The organism is Terribacillus halophilus, from assembly GCF_900162685.1.
GTDB lineage: Bacteria > Bacillota > Bacilli > Bacillales > Amphibacillaceae > Terribacillus > Terribacillus halophilus_A.
The window spans coordinates 1,129,196-1,145,932 of sequence record NZ_LT727828.1; the positions used below are offsets into that span (position 1 = coordinate 1,129,196).

21 protein-coding genes and 1 riboswitch are annotated in these 16,737 nt (G+C 42.8%); of the genes, 9 read left to right on the forward strand and 12 right to left on the reverse strand.

What is annotated here, in order from left to right:
- Positions 1 to 104 precede the first annotated feature (104 nt).
- Positions 105 to 1,322: an NAD(P)/FAD-dependent oxidoreductase gene (locus tag B1K52_RS10215; protein WP_077307875.1), complete on the forward strand. Its 1,218-nt coding sequence runs from the start codon at positions 105 to 107 to the stop codon at positions 1,320 to 1,322.
- Between the two features lie 460 nt (positions 1,323 to 1,782).
- Positions 1,783 to 2,223 carry a hypothetical protein gene (locus tag B1K52_RS10220; protein WP_077307877.1) on the forward strand — a complete coding sequence of 147 codons (441 nt, stop codon included), beginning with the start codon at positions 1,783 to 1,785 and terminating at the stop codon, positions 2,221 to 2,223.
- A 299-nt stretch (positions 2,224 to 2,522) separates the two neighbouring features.
- Here the strand turns inward: B1K52_RS10220 and B1K52_RS10225 are convergent, their stop codons facing one another.
- The 3 genes from B1K52_RS10225 to deoD form a co-directional block, all read right to left on the reverse strand.
- Positions 2,523 to 2,996, reverse strand: coding sequence for a divergent PAP2 family protein (locus B1K52_RS10225; RefSeq protein WP_077307879.1), 474 nt, complete (start codon positions 2,994 to 2,996; stop codon positions 2,523 to 2,525).
- 76 nt (positions 2,997 to 3,072) lie between these two features.
- A complete protein-coding gene (locus B1K52_RS10230; RefSeq protein ID WP_077307881.1) occupies positions 3,073 to 3,663 on the reverse strand; it encodes a biotin transporter BioY in 591 nt (196 codons plus the stop codon).
- 107 nt (positions 3,664 to 3,770) lie between these two features.
- Complete coding sequence (gene deoD, locus B1K52_RS10235) at positions 3,771 to 4,481, reverse strand: purine-nucleoside phosphorylase (RefSeq protein WP_077307883.1); 711 nt, start codon at positions 4,479 to 4,481, stop codon at positions 3,771 to 3,773.
- A 193-nt stretch (positions 4,482 to 4,674) separates the two neighbouring features.
- Here deoD and B1K52_RS10240 point away from each other — a divergent pair, with 193 nt between their 5' ends.
- A complete protein-coding gene (locus B1K52_RS10240; protein ID WP_077307885.1) occupies positions 4,675 to 4,935 on the forward strand; it encodes a phosphocarrier protein HPr in 261 nt (86 codons plus the stop codon).
- A gap of 136 nt (positions 4,936 to 5,071) precedes the next feature.
- Here the strand turns inward: B1K52_RS10240 and kapB are convergent, their stop codons facing one another.
- The 3 genes from kapB to B1K52_RS10255 all read right to left on the reverse strand — a co-directional run bounded on the left by kapB (position 5,072) and on the right by B1K52_RS10255 (position 7,509).
- Positions 5,072 to 5,452 carry a kinase-associated lipoprotein KapB gene (gene kapB, locus B1K52_RS10245; RefSeq protein ID WP_077307887.1) on the reverse strand — a complete coding sequence of 127 codons (381 nt, stop codon included), beginning with the start codon at positions 5,450 to 5,452 and terminating at the stop codon, positions 5,072 to 5,074.
- Positions 5,449 to 6,627: a MalY/PatB family protein gene (locus B1K52_RS10250; RefSeq protein WP_077307889.1), complete on the reverse strand. Its 1,179-nt coding sequence runs from the start codon at positions 6,625 to 6,627 to the stop codon at positions 5,449 to 5,451. The genes kapB and B1K52_RS10250 overlap by 4 nt, the downstream gene beginning before the upstream one ends.
- A 69-nt stretch (positions 6,628 to 6,696) precedes the next feature.
- Complete coding sequence (locus B1K52_RS10255) at positions 6,697 to 7,509, reverse strand: alpha/beta fold hydrolase (RefSeq protein WP_077307891.1); 813 nt, start codon at positions 7,507 to 7,509, stop codon at positions 6,697 to 6,699.
- Between the two features lie 253 nt (positions 7,510 to 7,762).
- Here B1K52_RS10255 and yugI point away from each other — a divergent pair, with 253 nt between their 5' ends.
- Complete coding sequence (yugI, locus tag B1K52_RS10260; RefSeq protein WP_077307893.1) at positions 7,763 to 8,134, forward strand: S1 domain-containing post-transcriptional regulator GSP13; 372 nt, start codon at positions 7,763 to 7,765, stop codon at positions 8,132 to 8,134.
- A 50-nt stretch (positions 8,135 to 8,184) separates the two neighbouring features.
- Here the strand turns inward: yugI and B1K52_RS10265 are convergent, their stop codons facing one another.
- Positions 8,185 to 8,418, reverse strand: a complete 234-nt coding sequence (locus B1K52_RS10265) for a DUF378 domain-containing protein (protein ID WP_077307895.1) — start codon at positions 8,416 to 8,418, stop codon at positions 8,185 to 8,187.
- A gap of 144 nt (positions 8,419 to 8,562) precedes the next feature.
- Between B1K52_RS10265 and B1K52_RS10270 the strand changes: the two genes are divergently transcribed.
- Positions 8,563 to 9,909, forward strand: coding sequence for a glucose-6-phosphate isomerase (locus tag B1K52_RS10270; RefSeq protein ID WP_077307897.1), 1,347 nt, complete (start codon positions 8,563 to 8,565; stop codon positions 9,907 to 9,909).
- 41 nt (positions 9,910 to 9,950) lie between these two features.
- Here the strand turns inward: B1K52_RS10270 and B1K52_RS10275 are convergent, their stop codons facing one another.
- Positions 9,951 to 10,952 carry a potassium channel family protein gene (locus tag B1K52_RS10275; protein ID WP_077307899.1) on the reverse strand — a complete coding sequence of 334 codons (1,002 nt, stop codon included), beginning with the start codon at positions 10,950 to 10,952 and terminating at the stop codon, positions 9,951 to 9,953.
- 74 nt (positions 10,953 to 11,026) lie between these two features.
- On the opposite strand from B1K52_RS10275, the gene B1K52_RS10280 reads away from it, so the two are divergent.
- Positions 11,027 to 11,824, forward strand: coding sequence for a phosphotransferase family protein (locus tag B1K52_RS10280; protein WP_179106524.1), 798 nt, complete (start codon positions 11,027 to 11,029; stop codon positions 11,822 to 11,824).
- A gap of 42 nt (positions 11,825 to 11,866) precedes the next feature.
- On the opposite strand, the gene B1K52_RS10285 is transcribed toward B1K52_RS10280, so the two are convergent.
- On the reverse strand, positions 11,867 to 12,412 hold the full coding sequence (locus B1K52_RS10285; RefSeq protein WP_444851937.1) for a thioredoxin family protein: 546 nt from the start codon (positions 12,410 to 12,412) through the stop codon (positions 11,867 to 11,869).
- 101 nt (positions 12,413 to 12,513) lie between these two features.
- Here B1K52_RS10285 and B1K52_RS10290 point away from each other — a divergent pair, with 101 nt between their 5' ends.
- From B1K52_RS10290 to B1K52_RS10300, 3 genes are all read left to right on the forward strand, one after another.
- Positions 12,514 to 13,572, forward strand: a complete 1,059-nt coding sequence (locus B1K52_RS10290; RefSeq protein WP_077307905.1) for a M20/M25/M40 family metallo-hydrolase — start codon at positions 12,514 to 12,516, stop codon at positions 13,570 to 13,572.
- Positions 13,573 to 13,630: 58 nt separating this feature from the next.
- Positions 13,631 to 13,777, forward strand: a riboswitch (FMN riboswitch).
- Positions 13,750 to 13,986, forward strand: a complete 237-nt coding sequence (locus B1K52_RS17965) for a hypothetical protein (RefSeq protein ID WP_179106525.1) — start codon at positions 13,750 to 13,752, stop codon at positions 13,984 to 13,986. Its footprint overlaps the riboswitch before it by 28 nt.
- Complete coding sequence (locus B1K52_RS10300; RefSeq protein WP_077307909.1) at positions 13,968 to 14,552, forward strand: ECF transporter S component; 585 nt, start codon at positions 13,968 to 13,970, stop codon at positions 14,550 to 14,552. The genes B1K52_RS17965 and B1K52_RS10300 overlap by 19 nt, the downstream gene beginning before the upstream one ends.
- Before the next feature lie 205 nt (positions 14,553 to 14,757).
- Here B1K52_RS10300 and B1K52_RS10305 read toward each other — a convergent pair whose 3' ends face one another.
- From B1K52_RS10305 to B1K52_RS10315, 3 genes are all read right to left on the reverse strand, one after another.
- Positions 14,758 to 15,141 carry a TraR/DksA C4-type zinc finger protein gene (locus B1K52_RS10305; RefSeq protein WP_077307911.1) on the reverse strand — a complete coding sequence of 128 codons (384 nt, stop codon included), beginning with the start codon at positions 15,139 to 15,141 and terminating at the stop codon, positions 14,758 to 14,760.
- A gap of 17 nt (positions 15,142 to 15,158) precedes the next feature.
- Positions 15,159 to 15,545, reverse strand: a complete 387-nt coding sequence (locus B1K52_RS10310; protein WP_077307913.1) for a hotdog fold thioesterase — start codon at positions 15,543 to 15,545, stop codon at positions 15,159 to 15,161.
- Between the two features lie 93 nt (positions 15,546 to 15,638).
- A complete protein-coding gene (locus B1K52_RS10315) occupies positions 15,639 to 16,586 on the reverse strand; it encodes a 1,4-dihydroxy-2-naphthoate polyprenyltransferase (RefSeq protein WP_077307915.1) in 948 nt (315 codons plus the stop codon).
- Positions 16,587 to 16,737: the final 151 nt, after the last annotated feature.

The following is a 16,737-nucleotide window of genomic DNA, read 5'->3' on the forward strand; positions in this document are numbered from 1 at the left end:
CATCTGCCTTATAAAGTGAATAGAATCACAAACAAAAAAATTAATGTGTTGTTAGGTTATGCAGCTGTTGAAAGACCAAACTATATTAATGGATGTGATCAAAGATGAACAAACCGAAAATCGTAATAGCAGGTGCTGGCTATGGCGGCCTCATCACGACAGTGAAACTGCAGAAGCTAATTGGAACTGACGAAGCAAGCATTACACTTATTAACAAGCACGACTATCATTATCAAACAACTTGGCTTCATGAAAATGCGGCTGGTACAAGACACCATGATCAAACAAGAATCGCGATTAAAGATGTAATTGATTCAAAAAAAGTAAATTTTGTCCAAGATACAGTGACGAAAATCAATCCGGATGAGAAAAAACTCATCATGGAAAATGGTGAAATTTCCTATGATTATCTTGTTGTAGGGCTTGGCTTTGAGCCTGCCAATTTTGGGATTGAAGGTTTGCTGGATCATGCTTATATTATCCGCAGTATCAATTCGTCCCGATTGATTCGAGAACATATCGAACATAATTTTGCTATGTACAATAATGAAAATGAAAAGAAAGAAGAACGTTTGAATATCGTTATCGGCGGTGGCGGCTTTACAGGTATTGAATTTGCTGGTGAATTGGCTGAACGTATACCGGAACTTTGCAAGGAATACGATATTGATCGTGACAAAGTCCGCGTTACCGTTATAGAAGCAGGACCATCTGTCATGATGGGATTCGATCCCCAGCTCGTTGAATATGCCTTGAACTCCTTGGAGTCCCGTGGTATTGAGTTCCAGACAAATGCTTTTCTTAAGGAAGTAACGGCTGATAGCATTGTTTATGAGAAAGCCGAAGAAAAACATACAATCAATACAAATACAACTGTTTGGGCAGCTGGTGTACAAGGCAGCTCTGTTTTAGAGAAATCTGGTTTTGATGTAAAGCGCAACAAAGTAATGGTCACAGAAGATCTGCGTGATCCGGATCATGATGATATCTTTATCGTTGGTGATTGTGCAGCTGTTATGAACGAAGAGACAGGCAAGCCGTACCCGCCGACAGCGCAGATTGCGACACAAATGGGCTTTAATTGTGCACAAAATCTTAAAGCCCTCATTCGTAAGGAAAGCAACACACAGAAATTCGTACCAGACCTGAAAGGTACACTTGCTTCCTTAGGCGGAGGCGATGCCATGGGTACCGTAATGGGCAAGAAACTATACGGTAAGTCGGCAGACGTGATGAAGAAAGCATCCGACAACCGCTATTTGTATCAGCTTGGCGGTGTTGGGCTTGTATTGAAGAAAGGGAAATTTAATATTTTCAGTTAATCGTGAAATCTAGTAAGTTAGCAAACAGAATAAAAACGGCCAATGCATGAGTCGCTGACCGTTTTTGTTCTGTTTTTTCAATTGGATTTCCCAAAGCTATTCCAAATGTTAACCCTAGTACTGCACTTATGGGTTTATTATAAAATAAAGCCCCTACTCCAGCCCCTACTCCAGCCCCAAACTAAGAAATTCACCAAAATGCTTGCTTGGTGTACTCTTCATATACATCTTTATACCTCCATGTTAAGTAAGGTTGTGTAAGAATGTCATCCTAATAATTGTAATCAAAAAGAGATATGTAATTAATCCAATTGGAAATGTTTTTTTGTTAAAAATCCTCTCGAGTTAAACCTATATGTATGGCAGCGCGCATAGCGCAAAAGGTCGCACCATCTCTTGTAGGTTAAAATTGTGAAATATATTATCTATTGGAGGTGTTACTATATTTGCTAGAAAAATCATGAGCGCTTCGATATCAGGAACTTTATTTGCTGTCATTCTAGGATTTGTGATACCAGATTCTTTCGACCTCAGCCAAATCGGTAATTATTTGTTTTCTTCCATTACGACTATACCGGTATATATTATCTATAGCTTTCCAGTCATTATAATTTATGGGATAGCCACTTCTGTTGTTAGTGAGAAGGCAGGGGAAGCTATATCAGCTAAAACACAAGACAAAAAGGCGGAATTTATTGTTTCAGGAGCAATGCATGCAGTTTTTGGTCTTATTCTGTTTTGGTATAGTTTAGGTGCTTCTGTACTATTTTTTATAACTGATAGAATCTTAAAGAACCGTCGTTATGAGTTTGGATGGATGGAAGCGGTCAAAAGTTTGGCAATTCCTTCTATAGCTTGGTGCCTATGTATGGCGGTTGCGTGGTGGCCGTACCTATTTTAATTTAGGAAGCAAAAAAAGTGACAAATCAATTTGATTTGACACTTTTCTATATCCACAAGTCTCATCATTACTTCTTGTCAGCTTATCGGTATAAGGAATTTTCCATTTGTCGATGCTGTAAAGAGAGGTGAGACAAAATGATCCGTTGGTGTAAAAGAACTGTCCTGTTTATGCTTCTGTGTACAGCTATGTATGTAACGTGGAGCCAGCTTACCAATTTGACTGTACAGGATGTGATCAAGTATGAACAGCAGCCCGTACAGGTAAAGGAACTTGTTTCAAAACAGGTGCATCTTCCATCAAAACAGCAAGTAAATGATGAGGGAAATAGCAATGCCAGTTAATGCACCGAAAAATACTTCAATTGGCTGATGTCCGAGCATTTCTCTAATTTCTCGATTTTTTTCAAATTCTTGCTTGCTGCCCCATTTCTTCGCTTCGTCAACAAATCGCTGGAAATCCTTCAGCAGTAAGTTAAGCAGAATCGCTTGTTCTCCAGCTGCCCTTCTCACACCAGAGGCATCGAACATAATAATGATACTGAAAACAAAGGAAGCAGCAAAAACAGGGGAATCAAGTCCGGTTTCGAAGCCAATCGAAGTCGTTAAGGCAGCTACTGCTGCGGAGTGGCTGCTTGGCATTCCGCCTGTACTAAATGCCAAATCAGGCTGCACCTGCTTTTCTGTAATTGCGCGAATCGGTACTTTAATAACCTGCGCTACAATAATGGCTATAAGTGCGCTCCATAAAGGCATATTTTGTAATAATGACATGCAGAGCTACATCCTTTCAGTGAATAAGCTATAATGTGTGATGTAATCATTATAACTAAACTTCCCTGAGAAAATGTCATTTAAACGAAGTATTATAAGACACTTTACTTTTTCCGAAAGCACGGGCGACCTTTGGAAAGAAAAAGGCTGCCAGCATGCTGAAGCAGAAGTCCTTGACGAGGAAGGGGAGCATGCTGATCCAAGCAGTTTTATAGCTAATATCCACCCCAAGCCAGAGCTGCATGGCGCCGTACATATATGTCACGCCGAACAGGTAATTAACGAGCAGTCCGACAAATGCTGCCGCAAATACGCGATTGTTGAAAGCAGTTTTCTCCATGATAAATCCTGCGGCAAATGCAATGGCGATAAAAGATAGCAGAAAACCGCCAGTCGGTCCTGCAAACACACCGAATCCTCCGGAAAGATCCGCAAAAATGGGCAATCCAGTAAGCCCGAGCAGCACATAACAGCTCATGCTGTAAGCTCCCCATTTATACCCTAATAAGAGGCCCGCCAGAATAGCGAAAAAAGGCTGCAGCGAGAGTGGTACCGTTTGCCCGCCAATTGGTACAGCCAGAAAAGGCAGCCATACTGATATATTCGCGCCGACTGTCATCAGTCCGACAAACATAGCACTTGCGGTCAATTTTCCTGTTCGATTCATCCGTATCAACTCCTTGGCAACATAGTAAACAAGATGCTTTACATTGTCAACTTAAATTTTGTTAAGGTTTACAATGTAGGTAAAGAAAAAGGCGCAGAAGCCTTCTTCTACGCCTGAATTGCAGCATCTAATGCGATTTCCATCATGTCACTGAAAGTTGTTTGACGTTCCTCTGACGTTGTTTCTTCGCCAGTCAGGATATGATCGCTTACAGTTAGAACAGACAATGCTTGGCAATCATATTTTGCAGCAAGTGTGTAAAGTGCTGTTGTTTCCATTTCTACAGCCAATACGTTGTAATCAGCAAGCTTTCCGTAAAATTCTAACGTATTGTCACGATAGAAGCGATCACTTGTAAACACATTACCTACACGAAGATTAAGATCTTTTGCCTTACCAGCTTCATATGCTTTCAACAGGAGGTCGAAGTCAGCAGTAGGAGCGAAATCAACGGAACCGAATTCCTGTCTGTTCATTTGAGAATCAGAGCTGGAAGTGGAAGCGAGGATAACGTCACGCACGTTTACGTCTTTTTGAATGGCTCCGCAAGTACCGACACGAATCAATTTCTTCACACCATAGCTTTGGATAAGTTCATTAACGTAGATGCTGATGGAAGGAACACCCATGCCAGTACCTTGTACAGAAATTCTTTCTCCTTTGTATGTACCTGTGTAACCATACATGCCTCTTACGTCATTATAAAGTTCAGCATCTTCTAAAAATGTTTCTGCGATATATTTCGCACGCAGGGGGTCACCTGGAAGCAGAATTTTGTCTGCAATCTGACCAGCTTCCGCGTTTATATGTACACTCATGACAGCACTCCTCTTTTCTAGATGTGTCAAAATTACCACAAAAGTTAGAGAAACTCAATGTTCTGGTAAAAAGCTGTTTTTAAACTTAAAAAAGTGTCTATTGCATTTAAAACCGCTTTCTTTTCACTTATAATAGTAATGTTACATCATTCACATTATCATACATGTGCAATTTGCTTTGGAGGGAATCACAATGCAAGAGAAAACATTTACGATTACGAGCGAGACTGGTATCCACGCGCGTCCTGCAACATTGCTCGTTAATAAAGCTAGCCAATTCAATTCCGAAATTGGGCTTACATACAAGCAGAAAAAAGTGAATCTTAAATCCATTATGGGTGTCATGTCATTAGGCGTTCCGCAAGGCGGAGAGATTCTGATTACAATTGATGGACAAGATAAGGAAGACGCGATGGCAGGCATTCAAGAAGTGCTGGAAAACCATTTGAGTTGACGGAAAAGCTGGAGATATTCTCCGGCTTTTTTTGTGCTCTCTTATCGAGCACACTGCTTTGCTTGCTGTTTAGATCGCCGTGGTCTGGGCTAGCAGCATAAGAAGGGCAGAAGCATATGCTTCCGCCCTTTCTTGTTTATCCAAAGTAGTCTTTCTCTAAAGCAGCCAAATTGGCAAGTGCCAGCTGCTGGTAAGGGGAAGCAGGTTCGTTATGTAACGTTTGCTGAAGCTGCTCGAGTGCTGTCCGCAGTGACTCGGTGTACGCAGGTACATCTTCTTCGTATCCGGATACAGCCGTCTTTGGTATATTTGCTTTTTCGTGGTGAGCGAGCGCTCGACGTTCGTGGAAGAAAACATCTTCAGTTTGTTTCGGGTTGTGCAAGTCTCCTTGCTGCGGATGCTTAAGTACAGCAAGGATTTCCACCAAGAAGAATTTTCCGCGCTCTTCTTTTACCTTCCCTACATAGCTGCCTGTTTTATATCGCGCTTTCACGACACTGTCAATCGTAGTAGTCATTGTGACACCTCAAATCCTTTTAAACTGTTCATCAGACGCTGTAAGGCATCGCGCATCGTTTCTGGCGGGCAAGCGATGTTCATACGCACGTATCCTGTCCCAGCATCTCCGAATTGTTCGCCGCCGTTAAAACCAAGTTTTGCTTTATTCGCAAAGAAATCCATTAGGTCTTTTTGGTTCAGCTTCATATTACGACAATCCAGCCAAACTAAATACGTTCCTTCCAACGGAATTGGCTTTATTAGCGGAGTGTCTGCCAAGGCCTCTTCTACCAGCTGCTTATTCACGGCCAAGATGTCGAGCAAACCTGTCAGCCATTCTTCGCCTTCCGTATAAGCAGCTTCCAACGCCGCTACAGCCATCGTATTCAGCATGTGAATGCCTTGCTTCGTAAATGTTTCCTGCAGCTGCTGGCGCTTTTCTTCTTCCTGTACAATTGCATAAGATACTTGCAGTCCAGCAATGTTGAATGTTTTCGATGGAGATAAGAACGTCAGTGTGCGTTTGCTCATGTCTTCCGATAAAGAAGCAATTGGGATATGCTGATGGCCGCTGTGAATCAAATCAGCATGAATCTCATCTGAAAGAAGTAAAACATCATATGTCTGACATAAGGCAGCCAGCTGCTCCAGCTCTTGCTTCGTCCAGACACGTCCAACTGGGTTATGAGGATTACATAGAATCATCGCTTTTGCTCCATTTCGGAAGCATGTCTCTAAGTGCTCAAGATCCATTGTATATACACCGTTGTCTTCAAGCAGTGGATTCTCCACTAATTTCCGATCGTGCTGTTTAACTACGCTATAAAAAGGAGTATAGACTGGTGTTTGAATGATAACTTGGTCACCTGGGTTGGTAAATGTCTGAATCGCCATATGTAAGCTTGTTACGACACCAGGACTGTATAAGAGCCAGCTCGGTTTGATTCTCCAGCCGTGGCGCTTTTCTACCCATCTGCTGACGACTTTCGCAATGCTGGCGTCTGTCATCGTGTATCCATAGATACCATGCTCTGCCTTATCTTTCAGTGCATGAATCACTGCGCGCGGAGATTGGAAATCCATATCTGCAACCCACATCGGCAGGACGTCTTCTCCGCCATATAATGCCTGTAAGTTATCCCATTTTACGGAACGAGTTTTCCTCCGGTCATGTACGGTTTCAAAATTATGCATATCCCGCACTCCTTTCTTCACTTCTATCCCCATTATAGGCTAGGTCGTTTCGAAAAGCGAAATGAATGATTACATCATATAAGCGGTTAGCGTATCTGGAATTTCTTCCGGTAATAGGTGTCCTGCGTCTGGAAAAACATGCAGTGTCGCTTTCGGCATTTCAGCTAGCAGTCTGTAGCCAATCGATGGCGGCAGTAAGGGATCTTGACTGCCCCAGAATATTGTCGCGGGAGTTTGTATTTGCTGGATGCAGTCATTTGGCAAATCGCCGCCCCGGTGTTGGATAAAGGTAGCCAAGGAAGAAAATAAACGTTGATCCATAAATGGAATGCTGTATGCGACCACCATGCGGAGCGAAATACTGTTTGGGCTGGCAACAAGATGCTGCAAAAAGCGGACGACACTGCCAGCCTCAAAAATTAATTTTATAAAACTGGGAAAGAAATGACTCGAAGCAACGAGGCTGCTAAAGGAATCTGTTGGCAGCATATAGCTGGAAGGCGCAAACAAATATAACTGATTAACTATCTTTGGATAGTGATAGGAAAACCGCATTGCAATCTGACCTCCCATGGAGTGACCTGCGATATCCAGTCGACCGATATCCAAATGTGTTAAAAGAGCAGAAAGCAGGCTGGTATAGTCGTCATACGAAAAAGCCGTTTCTGCATGTTTGCCGCTTTGACCAAAAGGAGGGAAATCTAAGGTGAGGACACGGTAATTGCGCCGCAGCTCTGGAATCAGATGATGAAAACAATATTGGGAAGCAAGAAAACCATGAAGAAGAAGGATCGTTTTGGAGGTTCCTGTATTGTACGAAGGATATGTCTTATAATCGACCGCAACCCCGTTAAAATAAAAAATACCTGTTGAACAAGACATTCGCGCTGCCCCTTTACCTGCAATTAGGTATAGTCTCGCTCGTTTTAGTCTTTATATGCAAAAAAAAGCAAAGCGATGCGCATCGCTTTGCCTACAGGGGGAATACGAGAAAGTCTTACAGTACTATGTATTGCCAGAATGACTCAAACATAAACCTTATTTGTGAAATTCTTGATAAATTTTGCCGAATTCGGCTGACTATGATAAAATTGTTTATTGCGACTAAAGTAGAAAATATCAGGAGTTGTTTAGTATGGCAGAGAAGTTCGAACAAGGACAAGTATTGACAGGAAAAGTAACAGGTATTCAGCCTTATGGTGCGTTTGTTGCATTGGATGAGCAAGTACAAGGTTTGGTTCACATTTCAGAAGTAACACATGGTTTCGTAAAAGATATCAGCGAGCACCTTTCTGTAGGTGACGAAGTTAAGGTTAAAATTTTAGATATCAATGAAGATAGCGGTAAGTATTCTCTATCTATCCGTGCTACAGAAGAAGCACCAGCTAAGCCGCAAAACAATCAAAAACAAGCTGTAGCTGCTTCCCAAGAAGCACCAGCTGGTTTCAACACATTGAAAGACAAGTTGCAGGATTGGATTAAACAAACAGAAGACAAACGCAAATAAGACAGAACAGACCCCCTGCACGTGGCAGGGGGTCTTTTTTGATTTATCGTTTATGCCTTGTTTGTTGATGCTTGCTCGACTTCTTTACGCTCTAAAAACAAAGCGGAGATCGATACGAGACCAGCCAAGCCGACTAGGCTGTAAATAATCCGCGGGAAAGCAGCAGCTTGGCTGCCATTACCGAAGATACCTGCTACCAAGTCGTAGTTGAATAAACCGACTAGTCCCCAGTTAATTGCACCGATGATGACAAGAACGAGAGCAATACGTGTAACTAAATTCAACTGCATAACCTCCATTTCGTGAAGCGGATGATAAATCTTTATTAGCATGCTTTGTTTAACGGATTTTATTCCTGTAACAATTCTTGCTAAACATTGGGAGATTCGGTAAAGTGAAATAAGAAAGCAGTTTCAAGGAGGATGATTATGACACACATCGGATTTGATTATAAAAAAGCAATGCCATATATTGGCGAACAGGAAGTAAACTATTTGGCGCCACTCGTACAAGCTGCGCATGATCAACTACATAATAAAACAGGTGCAGGCAATGATTATTTAGGCTGGCTGAACCTGCCGACAGATTATGACAAAGAAGAATTTGCACGAATCAAACAAGCAGCAGAGAAGATTAAATCGGATTCCGATGTTTTGCTGGTTGTTGGTATTGGGGGATCTTACCTTGGTGCTCGAGCGGCGATTGAAGCTTTGACACATAGCTTTTTCAACGTGCTCTCAAAAGAAGATCGTCAAGCACCGCAAGTATTCTTTGTCGGCAATAGCATCAGTGCGCCGTATTTAAACCAGCTTATGGACGCAATTAAGGATAAAGACGTCAGTGTGAATGTTATCTCTAAAAGCGGTACAACAACGGAACCGGCAATTGCTTTCCGTATCTTTAAAAAATATCTTGAAGAAAAGTACGGCGTGGAAGAAGCACGCAAGCGGATTTATGCAACGACAGATAAAGAAAAAGGCGCATTAAAGACGCTGGCATCAAAAGAAGGCTATGCGTCATTCGTCATTCCTGATGATGTAGGCGGACGGTTCTCTGTTCTTACAGCAGTCGGTCTTTTGCCAATTGCTGCAGCTGGTGTCGACATCGATAGCATCATGTCTGGTGCAAAACAAGCACAAGAAGAGCTTTCGAATGCGAATTTGCAGGAAAATCCGGCATATCAATACGCAGCTGTTCGTAATGTACTTTACAACAAAGGGAAAACAATTGAACTGCTCGTCAACTATGAGCCAGCATTGCAATATTTCAGTGAGTGGTGGAAGCAATTGTTCGGCGAAAGTGAAGGCAAAGATCTGAAAGGGTTATTCCCAGCTTCTGCTAACTTCTCAACCGATCTGCATTCTCTTGGTCAATACGTACAAGAAGGTCGCCGTGATTTGTTCGAAACAGTTGTGCAAGTAAAACAGCCTGTTTCTGATGTGACAATCGAAGCAGAAGAGGAAGACCTGGATGGATTGAATTATCTTGCAGGACAAACTGTTGACCAAGTGAATCGCAAAGCATTCCAAGGAACATTGCTGGCGCATACAGATGGTGATGTGCCGAACTTGGTTGTTGAAGTTCCTGCATTGGATCCGTTCAGCTTCGGGTATCTTGTGTATTTCTTCGAAAAAGCATGTGCCATCAGCGGATACTTGCTTGGCGTTAATCCGTTTGATCAGCCAGGAGTAGAAGCGTATAAGAAGAACATGTTTGCGCTTCTTGGCAAGCCTGGGTTCGAGGAAGAAAAAGCAGCGTTAGAAAAAAGACTATAAAATGATAAAATCCCTTCTCGCTTTGCAGCGGAAGGGATTTTTTATTTGATGTGCTGCAGAGTGATGACGCTGTCTTCTGCTTGCATTGGTTCTTGAAAATCAGGACTCATATCAATTCTATCTCCCCGCATAAAGCCAATTGCAGTTTTGTCTTTACGAGCGAAATAGCGTGTAACTTCGAAAAAACTAGCGTCCACTAATTCCTGAGGCAACGGACTCATTCTGATTTCCTGCTCCTGTAAAAAGTGTAGTAACAGTTCTAAATGACTTCTCTTTTCTTTGTGAAATAACTCATGATAAAAAAGTGTACTTACAAAATCATTAGACCGGATGACAGTATCAGCGCCAGCTCGCCGCACGTTCTCTTTTTGACTCTTTGTTAATACTTCTGCAATAATCGTAAGCTCTGTGTTATTGCCTCGCATCGCAATGGTGGTCATAATCGTCATATAATCACTCTGCTTTTCATTATTCCCTGTGTTCGCTGTTATAATGGCTGCTTTTGCATGCTGGATATTCGCCTTCTCTAACGTTTTGTCTTCTGATGCATCTCCGCGGATGAAATGTAGGGCGTGCTTTTTGTAAGGAAGGCTAGTCAATGTTCGATCAATTAGCACGACCGGCAGTTCTGGATGTTTATCTGTAAGTCGTTTTAGCATGGTTCTGGCTCGTTCGTTCCAGCCGACGATAATAATGTGGTTGGTACCTTTAAATGCCGTCAAGCCTTTTGATAGGTTCTGTGAGTATTCTACCGTCGACGCAGCAATCGTTGATAAATAAATACTAACAAGGCCGGCACCAGAAAGAATGAGAATAACTGCGAGAATTTTTCCATTCAGCGTTTCCGGAATCAAATCGCCATAACCAACTGTAGAAGCAGTGACAAAAGCCCACCATATACCATCAAAATAAGTCGGAAACTGTTCAGGTTCAATATGACGCATACAAACGCCAAACACTACCATGACAATTAGCACAGTAGATATGAGTCGAATAAATATAGGGAGCCGGAAATAAAAGCGCCGCAAAAATTGGAAGACCATGCTACCCCTCCTTGATGTTTGTTAGTATATGTATAATAAATAGCTTTAAACAAAAGGGGCAGGAGAGGAAGCGTGTGAACAATTTTAGCTGGTTGGAGGCATATTTGGATGAACCAATCAAACAAATAGAAACAAATGATACAGGCTGGGATCATAAGATTTATGTGATTAACCAGCAATGGATACTGCGGGTGCCTAGAGACAAGCGAGACATTCCAAGAGAAGAGGGTAAGCTGCTGAAAGAGTTGAAGGTGAGAACTGCGGTCGCACTCCCGTCATCGCGTGTCTGCATGACAGCGGATGGTCAGGAAGTGATGCTCTATCGGTACATCCCAGGTTTTCCTATCCAGGCAAGCATGTCAAAGACTGATTTAAAACAGGCTGCTCACCAGCTGGGCAGCTTTCTCACCGAGTTGCATCGTGTATCTGTCACGTATTATAGACTGCCAAGAAGAGATAAAACGTACTATGAACGTTTCTTAAGACAGATTAGAAACTTCTATCCTCAGCTGCCGGCTAGAGTGGCTGCATATACGGAGCACTTGTTTAGCAACTATCAGCCAGTTTGCAGCACGGTTGTTCATGGTGACTTGCGGCCAGCCCATCTATTAGCTGAGGAACCTTTCCGGAAGCTTGGTGTATTGGATTTCAGTGACATGCATATTGGTGATCCGGCAATTGATTTTGCTGGAATAGCACAGGTGAGTACAGAATTTATGGAGTTAGTGTTATCGAGCTACAAAAGCGAAGAAAAGAATATGATTCGGCAAAGGGTTGCTATGCTTTCCAAGCTAAGTTTGTATTATCAGCTGCTAGAAAAAGGTCCGAATAGTTATGTACTGGCCGAACTGGAGAGACAAATAACAACTTAAAATAAAAGTGTGTAAACAAAAAAACATCCATAACGGATGTTTTTATGCTTCCTGTAAGCCTCTTTTCATGCTTGCATACACACGGTGCCAGAAGTCTTCGTTATCACGATAAGATTTCGTGATAAACGTAAGCATCTGATCACGTTTTTCTTCATATTCGGGTGCATCTTTGTCAGGAAGACTGCTGAATGATTCATCGATGTAAACTTGCAGCTCAGGTGCCCGCGGACCCCAACTTGCTACTTCGTCCCCGTTTTGATTAATAAAGATAATAATCGGAATCGAACGGCTTTTTCCGTTCGTTAGGTACTGATCCATCAATTCCAAGTTTTTATCGCGGTAGAGAATGCTGACTTCAATCGCACCAGCTTGGGCAATATGGTAGAAGATTGGTAAGTTCAGCATNGTTAATATGATAGCACGCAGTTTCTGTGAACGGAGCGTATTAAAGAAATCCGTATCTGCTGGCAGTTCATAGTGATCATAAATGTACATTGCATTTTCTTTATGTGTTTGCATCGCGTCCAAGTACGCATCAATGTTTATTCCCTTATCAAACCATTCGTTTAATGTCGTCATATTTCTCATCCTTTCTGCTGTTTAGTTTACCCGAGGAGTCGGCTAAACTAAACAAATAAGCTTAGCTTATGCTACAGTGTAAGCATACTACATAATAAAGGCGGATAGATATGCAGCTAGATAATCAAGGATTTCTAATGGAATTACTACGTACAGCGTCGCCATCCAGTTATGAGATGGAAATCCAGAAAAAATGGATAAAAGAATACACACCGTTTGCAGATGAAATGCGCACGGATGTATCGGGAAATGCGATCGCAGTTATGAATCCAGAAGCAGATTTTAAAGTGCTGCTTGCGGGTCATTGTGATGAAATAGCGATGGTAGTGACTGGCATTGATGAGAATGGGTTCTTGCGTATTGATGAGATGGGACGATTTAACGCCAAAGCAGCATTGGGAATGACAGTGCAAGTGTTGGGGTTTAACAAGACAATTCCTGGTGTTGTTGGTGTGAATGCCATGCATCTTGGCGGAGTAAAAGGAGATTTTGAGCTTCCGGATTTGTATATTGATTGCGGAGCGGTATCCAAACAGGAGATAGAACAATATGTTCAAGTAGGCGATTTGATTGTGTATCAGCGTCAGCCATCTGTCCTAATGGATCGCTATCTGACTGGACGCGGACTCGACAACCGGACCGGCTCTTTTATTGTCGGCGAAGTGATGCGCAGACTGAAAGAGGAAAAAGTAAACGTTGGTGTTTATGCTGTAAGTACAGTGAATGAAGAAACAAACATGGGTGGTGCTTATTTTGCAGCTGCAGGTATTCAGCCTGACCTTGCGATTGCTTGTGATGTAACATTTGCAACGGACCATCCAGGTGTGAACAAACGGAAGGTTGTTGATGTCAGCTTGGATGGCGGGCCGGTTCTTGCTAAGGGAGCGCCTATTAATCGAAAAGCCAACCAGCTGCTCGAGCAAGCAGCCAAAGAACTGGCTATTCCTTTGCAATATGAACTAACACCTCGTCATACAGGAACGGATGCGGATAAGATGCGCTATGCTGGCAAAGGAGTATCAACAGCACTTGTCTCGCTTCCATTACGCTATATGCATTCTCCAGTTGAAACGGTCAGCTTGCACGTCATTCAGCAGGAAATTGATTTGCTGGTAAAATTCCTGACAAACCTCTCTGGTGAAGAAAGTCTGAACCCATTAGACTTGTAAGCAAAGGGGTTGCAAATCTGCTGAAAGCAGGTATAATAAAATAACAAATCCATATCGATTCTATCTTCGGGGCAGGGTGTAATTCCCGACCGACGGTGACAGCAGGATTTCTGCTGAAGTCCGTGACCCGCAGGACAATTGTTCTGCGGCTGATCCGGTGCAAGTCCGGGACCGACAGTGAAAGTCTGGATGGGAGAAGATACGAAGCAGAAGAGGGATGCCAATTTGGCTATCCTTGCTTTCCGTACGGTTTCCGTACGTGAAACGTCTTCCGCTTATTTGCGTATATTCCAAGCCCCAGAGCGTGATGCTCCGGGGCTTTTTAACGTAAATAAGCTGGCTTCCCCTTCATCAAGAGTTAGAATCGATGAATATGATGAAGGAGGAGAACGAATATGCGTTCATCCAATTTAACAAAAACGATTACGATTGCTCTAATGGGGGCGATTAGCATGGTGCTCATGCTGCTCAATTTCCCGCTTCCATTGCTTCCAGCTTATTTGAAGATTGACTTTAGTGAAGTGCCGGTGTTACTAGCTGCATTGCTTTTTTCACCAATGGCAGGTGTTGCAGTCGAGGCAATTAAGAACTTATTATATCTTATCTTTACAGGAGCAGGTGATCCTGTAGGTGTCGTAGCTAACTTCCTGGCAGGCATGATGTTCGTCTTGCCGGTCGCTTATTTCTACCATAAATTCAAAGCGAGCAAACGTACGCTCGTTTCCGGTCTGGCAACAGGAACAGTGGTCATGGCAATTGGAATGGGTTTGCTGAATTATTTTGTCGTTTTACCGCTATATATCATGTTCGCAGGTTATCCGTCTATGGGTCCAGAAGCGAAATGGTTAGCAGTCATTGCTGGTATTGTTCCTTTTAACTTTATCAAAGGTATCATTATCGCAATCGTCTTCGTTCCGCTATTTGCGAAACTGAAGCCATGGTTCGTGAAACGCAAACGTTCTGGTTCCGCAGCGGCATAAAAAAGCTCCCAATTGGGAGTTTTTTTGTGAGACGAAATAGTTGTTGCGCCAAATACTTGTTCATGCTACAATAGTCTAGCGATGAGCTGAATTGCATAAGTCGGTAAAGCACGTCTTAGACACGTGTGGATGTGGCCACATGGCTTTACACGCCGCAATTAACAAAGGCACCCTGCGAGGGTGCCTTTTCTTATGCTCAATTTTTTTATATTCTTCTTGCTTCTTCCTCTTCTGCTTGTTCTTCGACGAGTAAACGTGCTGTCGGTTCTGCTTGCAAACGCTCTTCAGGAATCTGTTTACCAGATTTTTCACTTAAGCCATATGTTCCTTCTTCTATGCGGTCCAATGCATCCTCGATATCGCGCAGGCGTTCACGTGCGGATTCTTTCAACGTTTGCGCTGTTTCTCGGTCATGCAGTTCTGTGCCAAGGTCACCAGGATGGTTTACAACAGTGGACATTTCACCGATTGAATCATTTGGGAGTTCTTTGGCGCTATCATAACTGTCATTTCCCTTTATTTGTTCTTCTGCTTCTGCCTTCATGGCAAGCAATTGTTCGCGGTAGTTATTCAATTTATCTTTATCCATTCTCTTTTCCATCTCCTTTACTGCCGTTTCGTTTTTACAGCTAGCGTGCAGCGTGCGATAGAGAGCAGGTCGTTGTTATCATCCAAAATTTTAATTTGCCAAATCATCGTCGATTTACCGATGTGAATCGGCGTGGCGTCGGCCGTCACGATACCTGATCGGACGCTGCGAATATGATTCGCATTAATCTCTAAACCGAAGACAGCCTGTGTGGCTGGATCTGCGTGCAGATTGCCACCGATGCTTGCTGCCGTTTCAGCCAGTGCAACACTGGCACCGCCATGTAAGTAGCCCAATGGCTGACGGTTGTGCGGGCCAACTGGCATTTCCATCACCACTTGCTCTGGCTTTGCTTCGATAACCCGCATGTGCAGCTGCTCCATCATTGTGTTTGAAAAATCCATTGTTCCAACCTGCTTTCTGTATGTAATGTATTTCCCGTCCGTTTCGAGATTAAACCTATAGAAAAAAAGCGGGCAGCCTGCCCGCTTTTTTCATTAGAATGAAAATGGTACAAATTGCTGGATTAGCAATGCAATCACAAGCAATAAACCATAAATCGTATTCGTTTGTCCAGTTGCTTTCATAGCAGGCATCATTTCTAGGGGGTGTGTTTTACCAAGGAAGCCTCGGTAAGCGTCACGCGCTTTCTTAATTGATAGGAACGTGATGACAGCCCAGATTGGCAGCAATCCGACTGCAATGAACACAGCTGTAATAACATAACTGACAATAAAGCAGATTCCCATAAAGGCAACCCCTTTTGGACGGCCGAGTAAGATGGCAACAGTTCGTCTGCCATTTGCTTTATCTCCATCGTGATCTCGCAAGTTATTAGCGAAATTGATGCAAGAAATGAAAATAGTAGTCGGAATGCTGATCAGTACGACACTTCCAGTCAGTGTGAGCGTCTGGATGTAATACGTGATGCAAATAATGATAGCACCCATGAATACGCCGGATGTTAACTCACCAAACGGTGTATAAGAGATAGGGTAGGGACCGCCTGTGTACAAATAGCCGCATAGCATACATGCAAGCCCAATCAAAGCGATATACCAGCTGGACTCTATACAAATATAGATGCCTAACAGCATGCTGATGGCATAAAAGACCAGCGCAAGTGTCAAAATAGTTTTCGGCTTGATACCATCGCGTACAATTGTACCGCCGATTCCGACAGACTGTTCATTATCCAGTCCGCGGACAAAATCATAGTATTCATTGAACATATTCGTTGCACATTGGATGAGAATACAAGCAAGCAGCATAGCTCCGAAAAGCAGCCAGTTGATTGATCCATCTAATGCAGCAAGCATCGTTCCGATGAAAACAGGCACGAAGGATGCTGTCAATGTATGTGGACGCATAAGACGCCACCACACCTGAAAGCCATCGCGCTCATTCAGTGCTTGGCGCACATTATCGTTTCCGATAGATTGCATAGTACTTTCTCTCCTTATAAATGCAGAGCATTATATCATATTAATTTTAGGGAAACAGACAAAGCCTGTCAACGTAAATTACTTACTTAAGATAAGTAATCAAGTGCTAGTCCTTGTTAATCAGTGAAAAAGGGAATAGAATAGGGAAGGA

Coding starts and splice junctions, on each gene's coding strand:
- B1K52_RS10215 (WP_077307875.1), top strand. CDS start 105: ATGAACAAACCGAAAATCGTAATAGCAGGTGCTGGCTATGGCGGCCTC.
- B1K52_RS10220 (WP_077307877.1), top strand. CDS start 1,783: ATGAGCGCTTCGATATCAGGAACTTTATTTGCTGTCATTCTAGGATTT.
- B1K52_RS10225 (WP_077307879.1), bottom strand. CDS start 2,996: ATGTCATTATTACAAAATATGCCTTTATGGAGCGCACTTATAGCCATT.
- B1K52_RS10230 (WP_077307881.1), bottom strand. CDS start 3,663: ATGAATCGAACAGGAAAATTGACCGCAAGTGCTATGTTTGTCGGACTG.
- deoD (WP_077307883.1), bottom strand. CDS start 4,481: ATGAGTGTACATATAAACGCGGAAGCTGGTCAGATTGCAGACAAAATT.
- B1K52_RS10240 (WP_077307885.1), top strand. CDS start 4,675: ATGCAAGAGAAAACATTTACGATTACGAGCGAGACTGGTATCCACGCG.
- kapB (WP_077307887.1), bottom strand. CDS start 5,452: ATGACTACTACGATTGACAGTGTCGTGAAAGCGCGATATAAAACAGGC.
- B1K52_RS10250 (WP_077307889.1), bottom strand. CDS start 6,627: ATGCATAATTTTGAAACCGTACATGACCGGAGGAAAACTCGTTCCGTA.
- B1K52_RS10255 (WP_077307891.1), bottom strand. CDS start 7,509: ATGTCTTGTTCAACAGGTATTTTTTATTTTAACGGGGTTGCGGTCGAT.
- yugI (WP_077307893.1), top strand. CDS start 7,763: ATGGCAGAGAAGTTCGAACAAGGACAAGTATTGACAGGAAAAGTAACA.
- B1K52_RS10270 (WP_077307897.1), top strand. CDS start 8,563: ATGACACACATCGGATTTGATTATAAAAAAGCAATGCCATATATTGGC.
- B1K52_RS10275 (WP_077307899.1), bottom strand. CDS start 10,952: ATGGTCTTCCAATTTTTGCGGCGCTTTTATTTCCGGCTCCCTATATTT.
- B1K52_RS10290 (WP_077307905.1), top strand. CDS start 12,514: ATGCAGCTAGATAATCAAGGATTTCTAATGGAATTACTACGTACAGCG.
- B1K52_RS10300 (WP_077307909.1), top strand. CDS start 13,968: ATGCGTTCATCCAATTTAACAAAAACGATTACGATTGCTCTAATGGGG.
- B1K52_RS10305 (WP_077307911.1), bottom strand. CDS start 15,141: ATGGATAAAGATAAATTGAATAACTACCGCGAACAATTGCTTGCCATG.
- B1K52_RS10310 (WP_077307913.1), bottom strand. CDS start 15,545: ATGGATTTTTCAAACACAATGATGGAGCAGCTGCACATGCGGGTTATC.
- B1K52_RS10315 (WP_077307915.1), bottom strand. CDS start 16,586: ATGCAATCTATCGGAAACGATAATGTGCGCCAAGCACTGAATGAGCGC.